This window comes from Cellvibrio sp. KY-GH-1 (genome assembly GCF_008806975.1).
Lineage (GTDB): Bacteria > Pseudomonadota > Gammaproteobacteria > Pseudomonadales > Cellvibrionaceae > Cellvibrio.
Genome location: NZ_CP031728.1, coordinates 2,886,233 through 2,904,106, shown reverse-complemented (window position 1 = coordinate 2,904,106; position 17,874 = coordinate 2,886,233). Strand labels below are relative to the sequence as shown.

General features: G+C 48.1%; 17 protein-coding genes. All 17 read right to left on the bottom strand.

Annotation, left to right across the window (positions count from 1 at the left end; genetic code table 11):
- Positions 1-7: 7 nt before the first annotated feature.
- Positions 8-1,102 carry a DUF2169 domain-containing protein gene (locus D0C16_RS12485; protein ID WP_151032683.1) on the bottom strand — a complete coding sequence of 365 codons (1,095 nt, stop codon included), beginning with the start codon at positions 1,100-1,102 and terminating at the stop codon, positions 8-10.
- A gap of 9 nt (positions 1,103-1,111) precedes the next feature.
- Positions 1,112-1,618, bottom strand: a complete 507-nt coding sequence (locus D0C16_RS12480; RefSeq protein ID WP_151032682.1) for a hypothetical protein — start codon at positions 1,616-1,618, stop codon at positions 1,112-1,114.
- On the bottom strand, positions 1,618-3,732 hold the full coding sequence (locus D0C16_RS12475) for a type VI secretion system Vgr family protein (RefSeq protein WP_191968468.1): 2,115 nt from the start codon (positions 3,730-3,732) through the stop codon (positions 1,618-1,620). Before D0C16_RS12475 ends, D0C16_RS12480 begins: the two co-directional genes overlap by 1 nt.
- A gap of 67 nt (positions 3,733-3,799) precedes the next feature.
- Positions 3,800-4,330 (bottom strand): hypothetical protein, encoded by a 531-nt coding sequence (locus D0C16_RS12470; protein WP_151032680.1) that lies wholly within the window; start codon positions 4,328-4,330, stop codon positions 3,800-3,802.
- Positions 4,331-4,339: 9 nt separating this feature from the next.
- Positions 4,340-4,927 (bottom strand): hypothetical protein, encoded by a 588-nt coding sequence (locus D0C16_RS12465; RefSeq protein WP_151032679.1) that lies wholly within the window; start codon positions 4,925-4,927, stop codon positions 4,340-4,342.
- A gap of 24 nt (positions 4,928-4,951) precedes the next feature.
- The gene (locus tag D0C16_RS12460; protein ID WP_151032678.1) at positions 4,952-5,473 is read right to left on the bottom strand and encodes a hypothetical protein; all 522 of its coding nucleotides are present in this window, start codon (positions 5,471-5,473) and stop codon (positions 4,952-4,954) included.
- Positions 5,474-5,487: 14 nt separating this feature from the next.
- Positions 5,488-6,807, bottom strand: a complete 1,320-nt coding sequence (locus D0C16_RS12455) for a hypothetical protein (protein ID WP_151032677.1) — start codon at positions 6,805-6,807, stop codon at positions 5,488-5,490.
- Positions 6,808-6,863: 56 nt separating this feature from the next.
- Entirely contained in the window at positions 6,864-9,614 is a 2,751-nt protein-coding gene (gene tssH, locus D0C16_RS12450; RefSeq protein WP_151032676.1) for a type VI secretion system ATPase TssH, read from the bottom strand.
- A gap of 22 nt (positions 9,615-9,636) precedes the next feature.
- The gene (locus D0C16_RS12445) at positions 9,637-10,551 is read right to left on the bottom strand and encodes a hypothetical protein (protein ID WP_151032675.1); all 915 of its coding nucleotides are present in this window, start codon (positions 10,549-10,551) and stop codon (positions 9,637-9,639) included.
- A 39-nt stretch (positions 10,552-10,590) separates the two neighbouring features.
- Complete coding sequence (gene tssG / locus D0C16_RS12440) at positions 10,591-11,622, bottom strand: type VI secretion system baseplate subunit TssG (protein WP_151032674.1); 1,032 nt, start codon at positions 11,620-11,622, stop codon at positions 10,591-10,593.
- On the bottom strand, positions 11,619-13,490 hold the full coding sequence (gene tssF, locus D0C16_RS12435) for a type VI secretion system baseplate subunit TssF (protein WP_151032673.1): 1,872 nt from the start codon (positions 13,488-13,490) through the stop codon (positions 11,619-11,621). Before tssF ends, tssG begins: the two co-directional genes overlap by 4 nt.
- Positions 13,487-14,032, bottom strand: coding sequence for a type VI secretion system baseplate subunit TssE (gene tssE, locus D0C16_RS12430; RefSeq protein WP_151032672.1), 546 nt, complete (start codon positions 14,030-14,032; stop codon positions 13,487-13,489). Before tssE ends, tssF begins: the two co-directional genes overlap by 4 nt.
- Entirely contained in the window at positions 14,032-14,835 is an 804-nt protein-coding gene (locus D0C16_RS12425; RefSeq protein ID WP_151032671.1) for a type VI secretion system accessory protein TagJ, read from the bottom strand. The genes tssE and D0C16_RS12425 overlap by 1 nt, the downstream gene beginning before the upstream one ends.
- A 32-nt stretch (positions 14,836-14,867) precedes the next feature.
- On the bottom strand, positions 14,868-15,233 hold the full coding sequence (locus tag D0C16_RS12420) for a T6SS amidase immunity protein Tai4 family protein (RefSeq protein ID WP_151032670.1): 366 nt from the start codon (positions 15,231-15,233) through the stop codon (positions 14,868-14,870).
- Positions 15,218-15,703 (bottom strand): type VI secretion system amidase effector protein Tae4, encoded by a 486-nt coding sequence (locus D0C16_RS12415; RefSeq protein ID WP_225318659.1) that lies wholly within the window; start codon positions 15,701-15,703, stop codon positions 15,218-15,220. Before D0C16_RS12415 ends, D0C16_RS12420 begins: the two co-directional genes overlap by 16 nt.
- A gap of 71 nt (positions 15,704-15,774) precedes the next feature.
- Entirely contained in the window at positions 15,775-16,266 is a 492-nt protein-coding gene (locus D0C16_RS12410) for a type VI secretion system tube protein Hcp (RefSeq protein ID WP_151032669.1), read from the bottom strand.
- Positions 16,267-16,367: 101 nt separating this feature from the next.
- Positions 16,368-17,861, bottom strand: coding sequence for a type VI secretion system contractile sheath large subunit (gene tssC, locus D0C16_RS12405; RefSeq protein ID WP_225318658.1), 1,494 nt, complete (start codon positions 17,859-17,861; stop codon positions 16,368-16,370).
- Between the last annotated feature and the right edge of the window lie 13 nt (positions 17,862-17,874).

Genomic DNA, 17,874 nt, shown 5'->3' with positions numbered 1-17,874 from the left:
TAATTGGTTATCCATTTTGTGCTGAGGATGTTGCTGGCTCGCCACAGCACCCCCCTTGTGTACGTTGATTGGCTTTCCAAATATTTATTCCCTGACCTATGAAGACAGTTTTAATTTCTAGCAGAGATCTTTTAATAGGGAACCGTGCGCGCCAGGTAATAAAAATATTTTCCGTTGTTGCATCTATTATCAAAGTATCAACGTTCGACTCTAAAGTATGTTCAAATCCCTTTTGACAAATCAATTGAATAGGCAGTGTCAAATTGGGTAGTGGAAATTGAATAAACGAACGAGTGGGGTGCAAGTTATAAAGTGAAATAACTTCACCTCCTTTTGGGTAATCGATTTGTTGATCTTCTGGTGCAGATTGGTAGTAAAGTTCATTCAAATCGGCAGGTGGTAGAGGGAATACATTCTCTTTCCAGTTGTCGTCGTAAGTGCCAGCCCATTTAAGGCGTGGCTGCCAGCTTCGCCCAATAGGCCCAAACGACATGGGGCGATAATTTGATGCGTAATCTTCTACAGACTTGAGTGGTTCGCTTAAATTCGGAAGTGATGTTCCCAGTAAATGTTTAGTGAATCGCCCTTTAGCAAATCCTCGCCCAACGGGGTTTTGTGGGTAGCATAAGGCATCGGTTGCGTTCTCGTTGCTCCATTGCCCTCCAAAGGCTAGCCCGTAATGAATGGGCATTGAAGTAAATGGTTCTGGTTTTGAGGGCGTCAGCCCGAGCCACCCTTTTTGCCAGATACGATTGCCCGTGACTAAAAGTCTTTTTTCGCAGGTGCCTAGCTTGAAACCTGCGATTAGTTGAGATTCAGGTTTATTGTTTTCAGTATGTGCATTAGCGTGAATCAAAATATCGCAACGTGGTTTATGGGGCGCCAAATCGGATTCAAACAAGGGGGCGGATAGCCCTGCCTCGGCAACAAATACATCATTTAAATTGATTTCACTTTGTTGTGTTGCAGGGCGTGCGCGCTCATTGTTTTTTTCGGGAAATGAATAGCTTGCCTTTACTACGATAGATGCAAAGCGTTGACCACTGCCGTCTAGGGTTTGGTAGAGCTTTGCCGGGTATTTGGTATTGTTAATAAATTCCATGGCAGAGCCTTAGTTAATTCGGACCGACCCAGCTTTTATGCGATGAGATTCGCTAGCCAGGTTGATGATGCGGGTACCACGTATTTCTACCTTGCCGTCCGGATCTAGCGTTATAGAAGATTTGCCACAGGTTATTTTCAAGCCTTCTGGATAATCCAGCTCGCTTCGCGGTAGAAAATTGGACGCTACTGCCGGGGGGCTTTCAATTGTTACAGGGTGCTGTAGCAGTCCAACAATAACCGCTGCAAAATTCAATGCTTCGCTCACCATGAATGCACATTGTTTGCCTGTGTCGTCAGCGCCTAGCGCGCAGGCTGCAACCCCACTGACTATGTCACCTTCGAGTGAGCGGATTTGTATTTCGCCATTACCAACTTGAATTAATGTGCCAATCAAAATAGTTGACGACGATTGCGCGGTGCGAGTGACTGGGGCATCAAGTAAATTGGAAAATGCTGAACTTGCATCTCCTGCGTTATCGGCCGATTCAGGGAAATGATTTGCGTGATTGTTCATTATGGATTCTCCTGAACTTTTTTGGCCTTCATGGTGATCTCCCCTTTCGCTTCGAATAATTGCTCTTCAGCGGCCATGACATTGATATTTGAACCTTTCAGGGTGATGGTTCCATCGCCGTGCATTTCAATTGTCGATTTGCCCACCGTAAAAACAATGCTGTCACCATCCATACTGATATTGGCTTTCTTGCCCACCGTCAGGCTGTAGTCATCGCCCACGGTGATGGATTCGCTCTTACCCACACTGGCGCTTTTGTTCATGAGCACTTGTTCGGTTTTGCTTAAGCCAACCAGAGTGTTCATTGCGGCGCCCACGTTCAAACTGTAAGCGGCGCCCACATTATCCATTCGCGCTAGCAATACATTTTGCGTACTGGTTTTTAAGATGGTTTCGAGTTTGTGACCGCCGATATCGCGCGTTTGGTTCTCGCCGATGCTGATTGTTTCGTTTGCGCCTACATCTTCGGTGCGATTATTGCCAATGGTTATGGTTTCATTGTTGTCTACAGTTTCTGTGCGATCTCGCTTAACGTGTACGGTTTCATCGCGATCAATCGTTTTGCTTCTATCGTTGCCGACCCAGTGGGTTTCATCCTTCTCAACTTCAATATCCTGATTGCGCTGCGCGTGAATCCAAATTTGCTCTTCGCCGATTTTGTCTTCAAAGCGAAAGGCGTTGGCGTCTTCAGCAGTGCCGCTGGGCGTTGAGCGGGTGAGAAAACCGGATTGGGTGGCGTTGGCTGGTAAACCCCAGGGGTGCGGCTGCAAATTGTTGTACACGCGATTGGTGATAATCGGGCGATCCGGGTCACCATTTAAATAATCCACCAAGACTTCTTGTCCGATGCGCGGAACATGCACGCCGCCAAAACCGGAACCGGCCCAGGGGTGAGACACACGAATCCAGCAGGAGGAGTTTTCATCTTTCTTGCCGTACCTGTCCCACTGGAATTGCACAATCACGCGGCCGAATTCATCGGTGTGAATTTCTTTGCCGGCGGGGCCGGTGACTATGGCGGTATCTGGCCCCTGGCTAATGGGTTTGGGTGTGGTGCGAAGTGGGCGAAACGGTCGGCTGCTGGGTTGCGATGTGATTTTTATATCCATCATAAACGGCGTTGTACCAGCATCTGCCTCGTAGTCATTGGCTTGAAATTGATAATGGCAAGCAATGATTAAATATTCTTTGTTTAAAGCAGGTTGCGTGTGTTGCGCGAGGCTGAATAAGCGCCCTGGTGCAATACCGCGCGCGGCGGCGCTACCACTGCAACGCTGATGCTGACTGTGCAATTCTTCCATGCGCACTTGCGCATAGCTGTCGCCCTCACCGGATTGATAATAGCCGCCAGGGTAATCAAAAATTTGTAAATCGGCGAAGGGGTGGGCGCCGGGCTTTTTATGTTGTGTATCCAATAATGCGCTGGCTTCCTTGAAGTGATAATCGCGCGCGGCATAATCGCCGGAGGTCACACTATTACCGCTGTACCAACCGGTAATGAAATCTTCATTGGGGTTGCCCTGGCCGGAACTGCGATAGGGCAGGCTTGCGCAACCGGGCGCTGGGCTGGCAAGACCAATATCGTCCGTGATGACCAGCGCGTGCGCGCCGGCTTTGTGATCAAACCAAAACCAGATGCCTTCATGTTCCAGCAAACGCATCACAAAATTCGCATCGCTCTCGCGATATTGCACGCAGTATTCCCAGGCGCGATAACTTTTGCTTAATTCCAGGCGCAATTCAAAACCGTAAGGCGCCAAAACTTCTTGCACTATTTCCGGCACTTTTTTGTGCTGGAAAATGCGGTAATTCTGCTTGAGCGAGGCGTACCACAGCCAAGGCCGAATGGTGGCGTGATAGGCGTAATGGCGACCCTGTTTGCCGGTGCAGGAAAACGTGCTGCACTGGCCATTGATATGACGCACGCCGCTGGGCTGTGCGATTTCCAGCGTGAGTGGTTTGCCGATCAGTTCGTTCGGGTCAATATCACCGCGCGGGCTTTGCACCAATAACTCAAGCGAAAATAAAGTAGATATTTGCTCAGTTCCACTCAGGCTGACAAAGCGTAAATCTTGCGGCGGCAAGGGGCTGAGTAAATTGAAATTGCGTTGCATGGTTGGCTCTCCTTGGTTAGGCCGGTTCTTGTTGGCGCGCGGCAGCATCGTCCGTGAATAGATTCAATTACAAAGTCCCCTGTTCATATTTATTGGCTAATTCTTTTAGAAAATCCATCAAACCATTTTGGAATAGCCAGGGGTCGGAAAGCGCTAAAGTTTGTAAATCATCCGAATCAAAATGGCTGTGGCGGCTGCCGTTGGTGATGACATAACCGGTATGTGGACAGCCCGCATTGGCACTGCGCATAACGTGTAAATCTTCACCTGCCACAATTTCTTCGTAACTTATCTTATGGGCAGACAAACCACCGTTTTCGGGAGATTTAAAAAACTTTTGTTCAATTACGTCAATGAGCCAGCGGATAGCTTCCAATGGCATTTCGAATTGATTAGCAAATAACTCTGTTTGGCCTGGTTTGTAGTCACTGGTTGGTGGATAGGTATGACGTTGTTCCCTATAAACCAGTAGATGCTTATCCTGAGTAAGAAAGAAAAAGTCTGTCCCATTGTTTTCTTCCTGCGGGCTTTTAAAAAATCTCAGTAACTGGTGTTTAGGCTGTGGGTTTCGTGGATCATATTGTTCAAATACTTGCATAATTATTCCCTATAACGGTTTGGTGGAGATGCGCTTGGCACTACCACTACTTTCAAGTTGGCCGAGAGTTTGCGGACTTTTATCGTAAGTAAACGTTTCCATAACGCCGCATTCATTGGGGCAATCAGCAATTAAGTTTTTCGTAGTGCCATCGCCCGTGTAGTGCTCATTGGCACCAAGCCTTTCGTTGATTTTCATTCGGGTTTTGAACTGCACTTTATCCTCTTTGTTAGAGAAGTTCGCATCAGCGTAGCTGCTCACGTGTTCGTCATTTTGCATATTCAAGCTTCGTTTTTTAAACGCCACCATATGTTCCGCGTATTCCCGGTTATATTCCTGTGTCATTACTTCATCTACCGCATCGGGATTAATTCCTTTAATTTCACTTTTGGCAAAATTCCCCAGGTTTTTATGCGTAGGCACAATGGTGACACTCTGACCTGCGCCCTTTGCTTGGGTATCCACTATCACCAGTGTGTAGGAATTTCCCGGTTTGTAATCAACACCAATAAGCCCGCAGATTGTTTTTGGGTCGGTATCGGCATTCTCCAGTTGATTAAAGGTGGTTGACCAGTATTTCACTTCGCCGTTATTCATTTGTCCTAAATAGCCATCATTATGTTAAGGGGTAGCTGTTGGTTGCTTTAATTGCTGCGCCACTTCTTTGAATTTTTCAAACAGGCCTTTTTCAAACAGAAGCTCGTCGGAAAGGTCGGCTTGTTGGGGGCTCTCATAAGATTTAATTACATGGTCTTGCCTGGAATAATTTCTAAAGCCATAGCCCGGTGTACCAAACATACGCGAAACACAGAGGTGTTCTCCATCGACGATTTCATCGAATGCGAATTGGCCTTTGGGCAAACCTCCTTCGGCTTCAGTTTTAAAGAATTTTTGTTCGAGCGTGTCGATAAACCATTGCAGGCCAGCAATAGGGAATTCGATAATATTTCCTCCTAGCCATTTGGGAGGGTTTCCATTTATAGATGGATAGAGACTTTTTGTTGCCCAAATTAGATGTTGCTTATCTTTTAGTAGATATAAAAAACTGGTAGGCACATCTTCTTCTGGATATTCGACAAAGGAAAAAATTAGTTGAGGGTGTGAATCAAGGTTCTCGGGAGGTATTCTGTTAAAACTTAACATTTGGCAATCTCAGATTAATTAGCTGTTAACGATAAAATGGCGTTTTGTTTTTTTAATTCGCCAAGTGTTTTTGGAGACTTGTCGAGCATTACTAATTCAACTGGGCCGTAAGCGGTTCCATCTTTTACATTGGTGTCCAAAGTCATGCCATTGCCAGTAAATTCTTCCCACGCGGAAACGTCAGTGGCTAATTGATGCCGTGCAATTAAAGCGTCTGCTTCAATTTTGGAAAATCCTTGGCCTAGAGCAAAGTTCTCCATGTCGTCTTGTTTGTTTTGTTTTATCTTCGCCGCACTCATCCCTTTCGCAAACTTGTAGTATTTTGGCGCAAAATCTTGGCTTAATACCTGTTTGCTCACCTCCGGGCTAACTTTGGTGATTTGCGGGTTATCGGCCATGAGTTTTTGCAAGTTGGCATTGGTGGGAATAATGGTTTTGACATCGGCTACTTCATTCATCTTGTGAGTGTCGATGATAAGAATGGTGTAGTTTGCTCCTGGTTTGTGTCTTGTGCCAAATGCGTTAAGGAGAGCTTCCGCATCGGTGTCGCCATGCTCGACCATAGAGAGCGGCGCCATCCACGCGATAGTTGCACCGTGCTCGCGTTTTTGTGCGATATAACCAGTATCACCTTCAGGACGAGTTTCAAATATTCGCACCATAAATCGCTCAGTAACGCCGCTATCAACCACGGCTTGTTTGTCGGCTTGTGTATAGGCAGAATGTGGTAGTGGTTTACCAGCGTTCTTAGCGGCTTGTACCGCAGGGGCGGCATCAACTAACCGTTGTGCGCATTCCTCCAAACTTTGTGGTTGCGAACGGGATACTTGTTTGGGTATTGCTGATGCGGAGGTTTCAGGCTTTGATCGAATTGAACGCACCGCAGCGGCTAACTCTTCCGCCATTGCCGCTTCTTCGGTTGCCCAGCTTGCTTGCTGATGGCGTTTGGCATCCAGGCGTTGGAGTAATCGCTTGCTCATGTCGATGTAGAAAGCGGAACTCGCATACCATTTGCCGCCTTCGGGGTGCCCTGCCAGTTCGCGCCAGTCATAAAGCGCCGACGTGGGGCGTTGTGTGCGAGAAACACCGTAATAGCGCCCGGATCTAAATAGCTGATCCACCTCGTCCCTGACAACATAGTGATTATTCAGCGCACTGTAATGGGGGACTGCTTCTTTGTGGAAGCTATCGATATTGGTTATACGCCCCCACACCGAGTTGCGCATTTGTAAGTAGTCCATAACCATGCCAACGACAAAGATCGGGTTTCCTATGTAGGGTATATCCGCCCACACTAGCTCGAGACTTGATTTGATTTCAAATGAACACATCATAGGCGCAGTTCTTTGTGCTGAATAAATTGTAAGTGCGTTGCATGGTCGCGTTTCCTTTACGCCGGTTGTGGCTGCTTCACTGCAGCACCGGATGTTGATGAAGTCAGTGAATGGCTGTTGGCAGCGGGAGAAAAATCAAAAGCAAAATCCGCCGCGCCAGATGCAGTGCTGGTATGCAAATGCACGGCAGTCAACTGCTTTCCATCGCTTAACCGTTGCAGCAAATCGCGGCTGATCACCGGTAGCAGGTGGTGAGTCAGAATGGCGTCAATCATGCGCCCGCCAGATTCCAGTTCGGTGCAGCGCTGGATAATTAAATCCACGGCGGCTGGGTCATAGGTGAATTGCAATTGATGTTGTTCAAGTGTGCGCTGTTGAATGCGCGCAAGTTGCAAGCGAACGATATTGGCCAGGGTTTCATGGTTGAGCGGGTAGTAGGGAATTACGACTTGCCGACCTAAAAATGCGGGTGGAAATACTTTTAATAGTGGCTCGCGCAGGGCGGTGGTCAGTGCATCTGGTGCGGGCATCAAATCCGGATCGCGCGTTAAATTGGCAATCAATTCAGTGCCCACATTGGAGGTGAGCAGAATTACGGTGTTGCGAAAGTCGATCGCGCGGCCTTCACCGTCTTCCATCCAGCCTTTATCAAATACCTGGAAAAATAATTCGTGCACATCGGGATGAGCTTTTTCAATTTCGTCCAACAAAACAACCGAATAGGGTTTGCGACGAACTGCTTCAGTGAGCACGCCACCTTCACCGTAGCCGACATAACCTGGCGGCGCGCCCTTGAGCGTGGAAATACTGTGTGCTTCCTGGAATTCACTCATATTGATGGTAATTAGATTTTGCTCGCCGCCGTAGAGCGTTTCAGCAAGCGCCAGCGCAGTTTCGGTTTTGCCGACACCGGACGGACCAACCAACATAAATACGCCGATAGGTTTGTTGGGGTTATCCAGATGCGCGCGCGCGGTTTGAATGCGGCGGCTAATTAATTCTAGCGCGTGGCGTTGACCAATAACGCGTTGATCGAGTGCGTCCACCAAATGCAATACATTATTGATTTCATTGCGCAGCATGCGCCCGAGGGGAATGCCAGTCCAATCAGCTACTACAGTGGCCACCGCCGCTTCGTCTACGGCGAGTAACACCAAGGGATTTTCGCCTTGTAGTTCACTCAACTCTTGCAGCGCAAGTTGATGCTGCACTTGTAAATCGGCAAGCAAAGCTTGATTAGTGCTTTCTGTTTGTGTGTGGTGTGCGTTAAATAATTGTTGGCGCAGATTTAATAGCTTCGCGATGCAATTTTTTTCTGCCGCCCAGCGCGTTAATAGCTGTTGTTCCTCGGTCTGGGCTTCAATCAAGCCCGACAGGCATTGCTGTTGTTCATCCTTATCTACTAAACCGTACACAGCTTCACGTGCAAGAATATCGGCCTGTACTTGCAGGGCCTGAATACGTTTTTGGCAATCTTCCAAAACGGCAGGTGTTGCATGTTGGCTTACGGCAACGCGCGCACAGGCGGTATCGAGCAGGCTTATTGCTTTATCCGGCAATTGGCGCGCGGGAATATAGCGCTGCGATAATTTCACGGCTGCGCTGATGGCTTCATCAAGTAGTAAAATCTTGTGGTGTGACTCTAGATTCGCCGTAATGCCGCGCAGCATGGCGATGGCTTTATGTTCGTCCGGCTCATCCACTTGAATGGCCTGGAAGCGGCGCGTGAGGGCCGGGTCTTTCTCAATATATTTTTTGTATTCACTCCAGGTGGTTGCGCCTATGGTGCGCAGGGTACCGCGCGCGAGTGCGGGTTTTAATAAATTGGCGGCATCGCCGGTACCTGCAGCGCCGCCTGCGCCTACCAGGGTGTGAATTTCATCGATAAATAAAATAATGGGCGTGGGGCTGGTTTGCACTTCATCAATCACTTGACGCAAGCGCTGTTCAAATTCGCCCTTCATGCTGGCGCCCGCTTGCAGCAAACCAATATCAAGCAACAATAAGCGCACATCTTTTAATTGCGGTGGAACATCGCCCTGCGCAAGGCGCAATGCAAAACCTTCGACAACTGCTGTTTTTCCAACACCGGCTTCACCGGTTAGTAGCGGATTATTTTGGCGGCGACGCATGAGAATATCGATGATCTGGCGAATTTCTTCATCGCGCCCTGTTACCGGATCTATCTCGCCACTGCGCGCACGCGCGGTTAAGTCCACCGCAAAACGATTCAGTGCTTCTTGCTTGCCCAAGGCACCGGGCGCCATAGCGCCGCTGAATTCGCCGGGGTTGCTAGTTGCCAGTGAATTGTCGCTGGCAGTAAGATTTCTCTCAGGGGATTCTGCTCCGATTTGCGCAAATTCTTCACCCAACTTTTCCGCATTCAGTTGCGCGAGCGTAGGTGAAATTTGTACAAGCCTGGTGCGCAGTTCGGGCGTTTTTAACAATCCCAGTAGCAAGCTGCCGGTGCGTACCTGCGCCTCGTTAAGCATCAGTGTGGCATAGACCCAGGCGCGTTCAACAGCGGCTTCAATACTGGGCGATAAATCATTAATACTATTGGCGCCGCGCGGCAACCGCTCCAAGGCCTGGGTTATTTCTTTGGCGATATGGCTGCTATCCAACTGGTAATGACGGACTATGCGATGCAGATCGCTGTCGTCAAGTTGGAGTATCTGGTGTAGCCAGTGCGTTAATTCCACATAGGGGTTACCACGCAGTTTGCAGAATACTGTTGCACTTTCAATGGCTTTGTAAGCAACCGGATTTAACTTGCCAAATAATGCGGTGCGGCTGATCTCGCGCATAACAAATCCTTTTTAAATTCACTTAACGTTGAGAGACAGGCTTGGCAGTTTTAGTGCCAGACTTTCGCTTATTTTTTTTACTGTTTTGCTGCGCCTCTTGCGCGGCAAGTTGACGTGCTTTGAATTCGTCGGAAGAGAGGCGCGCACCGGTAAAGAAGTGGCCTTTGCGATCCAGCTCATCGGCAACGGGTGTAGCCGTTACCGGGGTGAGTGTCCAGAGTGGGCCTTCGGGATTTTTATTAAGCTGGTAAGCAACCGGCACTTCATTTTCCAGTGTGCGGGTAATACCTTTGCGATCCAAATTGTAAAGCAGCACTTCATAGCCGCTGATAGTGTTATTGGCATCCCAGCGGGCGGGAACTACGCGCGCGTAATTCAATACCTGTGAGTTAGGCAAACGCCCCAACACTCGCTCGCCCAAAAAAGCTTCAGCAAATACGGGATAGTAATTGGTGATGTAGCGGCTGCGCCCCATATCGAATACATGCAGGAAGCGGTAGCGTTGCCAATCAGTCGCGGAGAATAAATTTTCTCCCTGGCCAGAGAGCACCAAATATTTTGTCTGCGGGATGCTGATTTCAATCAAGCGCATGGTGTCCGGGTTTAATTGCGGAAAGCTGCCCCACTGGGATTGGGTCGCAGAATATTTTTTGCGACGATATTCGATCTCACCGATTTCATAAGACTCGCGCAAATACACAGGTGCATCCTTCGCCTGAGGCTCGTGACGCAGAATCCCGTCGTCAACTTGGGTGTCTACCCGCTCAGTAATCAGCGTGGTGGCGCTGCGTTCCATTTTCCACACTCCCTCAAAGGCTTGCAGTAAAAAAGGGTCCGGAGCATTAGTTTGTGCGTAAAGGCCGGTACTGGTTATTAACAGGCCAGCCAATGAGATTGCCCGGGTAAATAATTTCAGTGGTGATTTAATTTTGATCATAATGTTGGTCTTCAATGAGTAGTAAAAATGTGGTTAACATTAACTGTATTTTTCTGGGTGAAAAATAACGCTGGAACCTAAGTCTTGCGTAGCCGTGCGATGCGAATCGCCCAGCCAGGAATTCCAGCCCAGATACTTTTGCTGGCCGAGTTTTATGCCGCGATTGCGCACAGATTTTTTTAAGATCAAACACAGGTCCCAGGTAAATTCCACGCCCACATAGGTGCGCACCCAATCGCGCAACTGGCGATACCTGTTAGTGTTGGGCAGAAACAGGTTGTATTCCTCCTGAGTCAGTGGTCCCAAGTGAATGCGAAAGTGTTGCTGTTTGCTCATCACCTTGCGCCCCAATACCGCATCGAAACCCAATTGCGCACCTTTCACTCGTCCCAGGCAAGTTTGTTCCTCCTCAGGTAGCGGCAACCACTGGGCTACAAATTCTTCAATCCGGGTCGCTACTTTGAAAAAGCCGGACAAAATATTTTGTAAGCCTTCGGCATTGCGCGTTTGTCGCAACAAATGCCCTGCGTTGTGCCAGCGAGCGTGCGCGGGAATGGAATCGGTTTGTTGTACTGGCGAGTAACCAGCAGCGCAAAGGCTGGTAATATAACGCGTGAAATTTTCATCGCGTTTGTCCAGACTCGCGCAGGAATTGCTGTCAGCCCAGGCGCGATAAAACAGCATGATCAAACGGTTGTGAAAAATATCGATAAAGTCGCTCAGTGCATAATCGCCATGGTGGGTCATGCGCTCTTTGACATATTCGGTAAATACCAGAGGCATGGCCCCGTTGGGTCCGAACATGCCGAAACTATGAATTGCGAGCTTGGGTTTTCTGCCATTGCTGTACTGATAAAGTTTGGCAATGCTGGCGCTGGCAAAAACAGGCGAAGGCTCTTGGCCGAATTGCAAAATTTCGTCGCGGTATTTTGTGGCATGCCCCCATTGAATCGCGTCACTGTTAGCTTCCAAGCGGCGCATTAAGGCAAATAAATCCTTGGAATAAGGCTTTTCTGCCAATGTAAAAAGGAGTTCATCCATGCGTGTAGGTGCGCTTACCTGCTTGTTCATAGGTTGCCTCGTTCACCGAAACGTGCGGGCCACTGGGCAATAAGCCCTCGCTGGGAGCTGATTAATTGCATTTCCGTAAATGAGTTAATGCTGGCGTGGCGTGCGAGGTAGCGCTCTAGCACCGCACCAAACACATAGGGGCTAGCACCCGCAAATGGAATTTCATCCACTTCAATTTTAATAGCGGTACCTCGTCCAAAAACCAATGGGCCTTTGCCGGGCATGCGGCGTGTGACGGGGTTGAGATTGCATTTAATTAAGGACTGGCTATAGCGACCGACATTTGCATCGCCCAATGCGGTGTATAGCCCTAACAACTCGCGTAATGTTTTCGCGCTTTGTTCTGCGTCCGGCTGGGCAAGACTTTGGTAGGATAAATTTAAATGGCTGATAAAGCGCCAATGCATTTCTCCTTCCGCGATTGCCGCTACCGGGCGAGTTGGGGCGCTGATAATGCGCACACCTTCAACTGGCAGAGATGATACTGGGCGCAAATCTTGTTCTGTGCCTGTGGGAATTAATAGCGGTAAGTCACGGTTAGTGGCAAGCAGTTCGATGCCTAGCTGACGTAATTGGCAATTGTAGGGCGCATCCTGTTGATCAACCAGCGAAATAAAAACCTCTGATCCTTGATAGGTTGAGCGGGCGCCATTCTGCAGAATATTTTCCGATGCGACGCGAGGTTCACGGCGCGCGGAAAAATAGGCTCCATGATTATTGCGATCATCGGCATGGGTGGCATAAAAAGGGCGAAACTGCCGTTGTACGCGATGATCGCGATCAAAACCTTCTGCTGCGCTTAAGCTATAAACTTCGTAATCCAATGGGCGTTCTTTGTCGGGAACGACATGAAATTCGTGACGGTTTTCGGCAAGGGGAACGCGATCGGCGCGCATAGAAATTAAATTAATCGCGGGAGTACAAAATAGCGAAAACTGATTAACGTCTACCTGTTTTTCCAATTCGACACTGACGTGATCTAGCAAAATAGCCACTTCGAATTCGCGGCATTTAGGCTTGCTGGAGAGAAAACGCTTGATATGGGTGAGCGCAAAAAAATGAAATCGGCCGGGCAGTGCAAAATATTCGTGCAGTAAGCGGTACCCCTGAAAACTTTGTTTTTCATAGGGTAATAGCGCTTCAGTCTCATCAAAACCAACGGGAGTAATTCCGACCGGTTCAAATTGCCAGGCGGTATCTGCTTCATCATTCAATGAACGCAGCGCAATTCCTACATTGTGACCAAAAATAGTTTCATACAAGCGCGATGCCAACTGCAAATCACCACAAAGGTGTACCGGAATGCGATCGACGGCCGAATCCTGAAACTCCAATGGAATACTTAAGCCGAAACGCAGATGCAAGCAGGATAGTGCCGGCTTTTTGTCGCGTGCATGAAAAAACTTGAGCTCGCTGCTAATTGGCTGGATTTTGGCGTGGTGAATTTTTAACGGCAGCAGCTCCACCTCATGGGCAGTGCGAAATTCACAATGGCTCGCACCAGGTACAGAATGGGAGCGCAAGCGCGCACCTCTGGGCACCAGATAGGAACTGCGTTGATTGCGCACCAGCTCCCCCGGTGCAAAACGGACAATACACATGGATGGCGTTGGAGCCAGATAATTCGGATAGGTAACTTCAATTAACCGTTGAATAAATCGCGGAAATTCAGCATCCATCTTTAATTTAATGCGCGCGGTTAAAAAGCTGAAGCCTTCAAGCAAGCGTTCAACATAAGGATCAGCAACTTCCGTTTCATTTAGTGTGAGGCGCGAGGCAATTTTGGGGTAGTGTTCGGCAAACTTGGCCCCCGCCTCGCGCAAATAGGCTAATTCATTGTTGTAGTATTCCAGCATCTTCTGAATCATGGCGCGCTATCCAAAAGGTCGGTGAGTTGGACCAGGCCAATTTCCAAATCAATATGGCTGCGCAACAAAAACTCCAAGGGGTAGGGGTCGGCCCATAGCTGGCCTTTAATTTCCAGTGAAAGCTGGTTGCGCGCTGCGTAGCCATCATCCATCGGCAGTGCTTTAACCTGCAAACTGGCGGGTACTATGCGCGGTTCAAAATTTAATAATGTTTGAGAAATAGATTTAGCAATCATTGAGCGATCGTCATCAACCAGATATTGCCCTGATAGCGCAGCCACACCAAAATTCACAACAGATTTTTGGGCGTGCGGTATTTCAGTAAAATCAATTGCAGAATCAGCATTGGTGGTATTCAGTAGCCAGCTAATGTCGCGCAGCACACTAGCGCGATAATCGCGCTTGCTCATGCCCAGCGCCGTAATCGCTTCACGCTTTTGCATCGGTTGGTGATCGGTAAGACGATCCAGCAAACTGGGCGTTAAACGATTAGTGCGCGCAATGCGGCTTGCGGCTGAGTTGTTGGTTGGTGGCTGCACCATTATTCACTCGCCTGTTGCGTTAGTGTGCGAATTGTCAGTAATGGATATTCAGCCTGAGCACTCACCAGCATTTTTTGTCCAATTCCGGCCCAGCTGTGCTTGCTTAGGGTTTCCCATTCGGTCAGGCTGGCAAGGCTGAGCTGATCGTTAGCCTGGGTATAGCTGAACGCATAGCGGCTTGGCAAAAAGCCATAGTGCTGGGAAAAATCAGTTAACGTAATGGCGGCCGGAATCCAGACCAGATCGCGCAAATCTTGCGGTTGTTCAATGGTCAGTTGTTGTATCTGGCTAAACGGAAGCCAGTAATAATTGCCGTTAATAAATACTTCGCACACAGGGCCAAGGCGTGAATCGCCATCGGCAATCCACTCGGCGGTTTCATGGTTAATCATAAATGCAACGGCAGGGGCATCGCTGTAGGCTTGCTGCTGGAATTTTTCTGCGGCGCTTGCTTGATGATGTGCGCGCGCAACTAGCGCTTCAGCCAGCAGGATTTGCCAATCCTCTGGTGCACTGAGATATTGTGGATCGCGTTGGCTATTGAGCACTTGCTCGCGCTGAATTTCAGCTTGAATGAGTGCGCGATAGGTTTGTGCCATAGCGGCCGCTTTGCTATCAAGTTGGGCGGCAGTTTGTAATTGTTGAAGTGCTTTTTGCCATTGGCCGGTAACCATCAACAACTGCGTCAAATGCACCCGCAACTCCAGCTTACTCGGATCGGTGCGAATTTGTCCGTGCAGCTGGGATATCTGAACTTCCAAAGCAATGTCATGGACATGTGGATTGGTTGTTGTGCCTTGCATATTTAGGGTTCCTTGCCGTTATCAGCCTTGGCTTATTTTGCGTTCTGATATTTTGTCGCGATACTTTCAAGTTCTTTGCTGTGATAAAAATCAATGCATTTCATTAATATGAGATCTGCCCCGGAAATACTTTTATAGGGTTTCTTTAAAAACTCTCTTCCCAATATTGTTGCTTCTGTGTGGGCTTCTAATGGGTACTCGCCAAGTTCAAGGTATCCGCTAGCGGCGGCGGCGGCATCAGACCTTGCATCATTAGATTTGAAGCCATCCGCAATGCAACTGCTAAGTGCATAGTTTTTGAAGTAATCCTTGGCCGAGTATTTAATTAATTCTTCAGCAGTTACGCTTTTGCAAAAAACTAGCAAGAATATGGAAAAGGTTATTACTTTAGTATCCATATTGAGGCCTCTTTTGCTTCTGGGAAATAGCAGTGATCGGAACATGTTGAACCATCCCAAAGTGTTGCGTGTCCTGTTGCGTCACTCCAATTTACATTAAAAACCAGTATTCCCTTTAATGCGGAAAAATCTTTAGGTTTTGGGGTTTCTATTGTTTTGTCCGGTTTTCCAAATGAATTATTAAGAAAGCTAACAATGTCCCTTACTCGGAAGATATACCATTTGTTGTCGCCGCCGGATACGGTATTCCAGCTTCCGCGAGGAATGCTTATACCTGAATAATTCAGCGAATAGCTCATTCTTAACGCACATTCATTGGTGAACCCCAATCTTGGGTCTTGTACGCCTAGGTCTATATTTTGTTTAACTTTCCCGCCAATTTTATTACCAACGCTAGTAACCTTCCCATCTGCATAAACGCTCTTAAAGTTACGCCACATCGTTAAAAATTTTGGTCTTGGGGTGCTCATAATTGATTCCTTTTAAATGCCTTCAATGTTTTTTGTCCAGTTGCCCGCGAGCGGGCAACTGAAAAAGCAACTTAGGCTGCTTTGTTTTGCTTCACGTCCCAAGCGCCGGTCACTGCTGCGCCCATGGAGCCGTTGGCATTTTGTTCTTTCACTTCCACTTTAATTTTGGAGTAAGAGATACCAACTTCTTCCATAACGCGTGGGCTACTGGAATCGCCAGTCGGGCGAACGTGAGTGATGAGTACATCATTCAGGGTAACTTTCATGTACTCTTGTTGGCCATCGCCGACTTTGCAGCAAGAAAGTTCAACGCTGGGGATGTGTTTACCGCTGGCGCAGTATTTCATCAGGTTAGGAGTAGATTTATCGATAAAGTGGGTAAACACCAACTCGCTAAAGTGCGCCTTTCCTACGCCACCGCCACCACCGGTATTGGTGGAAGAAGATTGGGTAACTGCATAACCCCAATTCAACACATCAATTTGACCCTTGTGATTGGAATCTTTTGATTCGCCAGCGATGCCTTCGATCTTGATAAAAAAATCCTGTAGGGATTCAGACATAGTTTTTCTTCCTTAGTTAATACAACGTCAAAAATAAATACCACCTTACATGGTGATATCCGTTTTATTAAAAACCTGGCGATGTGCCAGGCCTCTAATATTTATTGGCCGCCTGATTTGACTGATGGCAATTTGGATACCAGTCGCAACGAAACGGTCAGTCCCTCTAATTGATAATGAGGGCGCAAGAAAAATTTGGACGTGTAATGGCCGGGGTTTCCTTCCACTTCTTCTACGTATACTTCTGCTGCTGCCAAAGGCTTTAATGCTTTGGTTTGTTGTGATGAGTTGGCCGGATCACCATCAACGTAATTCATAATCCAATCGTTTAGCCAGCGCTCCATTTCTTCGCGCTCTTTGAACGAACCAATTTTGTCGCGCACTATGCACTTTAAGTAGTGTGCAAAGCGGCAACAGGCAAATAAATAGGGTAAGCGCGCTGCCAGATTTGCATTGGCAGTTGCGTCCGGGTCAAAAAAATCACCCGGCTTTTGCAGTGACTGCGCACCAATAAATGCCGCTATATCCGTATTTTTACGGTGGATAAGCGGCATAAAGCCATTTTTTGCAAGCTCTGCTTCGCGACGATCAGAAATAGCAATTTCTGTCGGACATTTCATGTCCACACCGCCATCGTCCGTTGGGAAGGTATGGGTTGGCAAATTGGGAACGGCCCCGCCTGATTCAACGCCGCGAATCGAGGTGCACCAGCCATATTGCTTGAAGGAATTATTAATGTTCACCGCCATCGCATAGGCTGCGTTGGCCCAGCAGTAGCGGGAGTGGTCAGCACCCTCAATACTTTCTTCAAAATTAAAATCATCTACCGGATTCGATTTTGCGCCGTAGGGTGTGCGCGCTAAGAAGCGCGGCATGGTTAAACCTAGGTAGCGTGCATCATCTGAATCTCGTAGGCCGCGCCAGGCGGCGTATTCGGTGTTTTCAAAGATTTTGGTGAGGTCGCGCGGATTGGCTAATTCCTGCCAGGATTCCATTTGCATTACTCCTGGATCTGCGGCTGAAATAAACGGACAGTGAGCCGCCGCCGAAATTTTTGCCATTTCTCCCAGTAGTTCTACATCGGGTGGCGAATGATCAAAGGTGTAATCGCCTACTACACAACCGTAAGGTGATCCACCCAGCTGATCGTATTCCTGTTCGTAGATTTTTTTGAAAATCGGGCTTTGATCCCAGCCCACACCTTTATGGCGACGCAGGGTGCGATGAAGTTCCTGCTTTGAAATCGGCATGAAGCGGATTTTCAACATTTCATCGGTTTCGGTATTGTTCACCAGGTAATGCAGGCCGCGCCAGGCGCTTTCCAGTTTCAGGAAATCAGCGTGGTGAATAATCGCGTTAATCTGTTCAGACAGGCGAGTATCTATTTCCGCAATAATGGACTCAATGGATTTGTAGGCATCGTTGCTGACGGTAACAGACAGCGATAATGCTTGCTGCGCAAGTGTTTGAACTGCAAATTGTACAGCGGATTTTGCTTCGTCTGTTTTGGGCTTAAATTCCTTTTGTAGCAGGCTAGAGAAATCATTGAAATGGGGCTGTTGATCCAGCGCTCTGGTTACTTCGCTCATTTCCATGGTGAGTGCTCCT

What these genes read in the sequence shown, in the direction of transcription:
- D0C16_RS12485 (WP_151032683.1), bottom strand. Translation starts at nt 1,102, where the DNA reads ATGGAATTTATTAACAATACCAAATACCCGGCAAAGCTCTACCAAACC.
- D0C16_RS12480 (WP_151032682.1), bottom strand. Translation starts at nt 1,618, where the DNA reads ATGAACAATCACGCAAATCATTTCCCTGAATCGGCCGATAACGCAGGA.
- D0C16_RS12475 (WP_191968468.1), bottom strand. Translation starts at nt 3,732, where the DNA reads ATGCAACGCAATTTCAATTTACTCAGCCCCTTGCCGCCGCAAGATTTA.
- D0C16_RS12470 (WP_151032680.1), bottom strand. Translation starts at nt 4,330, where the DNA reads ATGCAAGTATTTGAACAATATGATCCACGAAACCCACAGCCTAAACAC.
- D0C16_RS12465 (WP_151032679.1), bottom strand. Translation starts at nt 4,927, where the DNA reads ATGAATAACGGCGAAGTGAAATACTGGTCAACCACCTTTAATCAACTG.
- D0C16_RS12460 (WP_151032678.1), bottom strand. Translation starts at nt 5,473, where the DNA reads ATGTTAAGTTTTAACAGAATACCTCCCGAGAACCTTGATTCACACCCT.
- D0C16_RS12455 (WP_151032677.1), bottom strand. Translation starts at nt 6,807, where the DNA reads ATGATGTGTTCATTTGAAATCAAATCAAGTCTCGAGCTAGTGTGGGCG.
- tssH (WP_151032676.1), bottom strand. Translation starts at nt 9,614, where the DNA reads ATGCGCGAGATCAGCCGCACCGCATTATTTGGCAAGTTAAATCCGGTT.
- D0C16_RS12445 (WP_151032675.1), bottom strand. Translation starts at nt 10,551, where the DNA reads ATGATCAAAATTAAATCACCACTGAAATTATTTACCCGGGCAATCTCA.
- tssG (WP_151032674.1), bottom strand. Translation starts at nt 11,622, where the DNA reads ATGAACAAGCAGGTAAGCGCACCTACACGCATGGATGAACTCCTTTTT.
- tssF (WP_151032673.1), bottom strand. Translation starts at nt 13,490, where the DNA reads ATGATTCAGAAGATGCTGGAATACTACAACAATGAATTAGCCTATTTG.
- tssE (WP_151032672.1), bottom strand. Translation starts at nt 14,032, where the DNA reads ATGGTGCAGCCACCAACCAACAACTCAGCCGCAAGCCGCATTGCGCGC.
- D0C16_RS12425 (WP_151032671.1), bottom strand. Translation starts at nt 14,835, where the DNA reads ATGCAAGGCACAACAACCAATCCACATGTCCATGACATTGCTTTGGAA.
- D0C16_RS12420 (WP_151032670.1), bottom strand. Translation starts at nt 15,233, where the DNA reads ATGGATACTAAAGTAATAACCTTTTCCATATTCTTGCTAGTTTTTTGC.
- D0C16_RS12415 (WP_225318659.1), bottom strand. Translation starts at nt 15,703, where the DNA reads ATGAGCACCCCAAGACCAAAATTTTTAACGATGTGGCGTAACTTTAAG.
- D0C16_RS12410 (WP_151032669.1), bottom strand. Translation starts at nt 16,266, where the DNA reads ATGTCTGAATCCCTACAGGATTTTTTTATCAAGATCGAAGGCATCGCT.
- tssC (WP_225318658.1), bottom strand. Translation starts at nt 17,861, where the DNA reads ATGGAAATGAGCGAAGTAACCAGAGCGCTGGATCAACAGCCCCATTTC.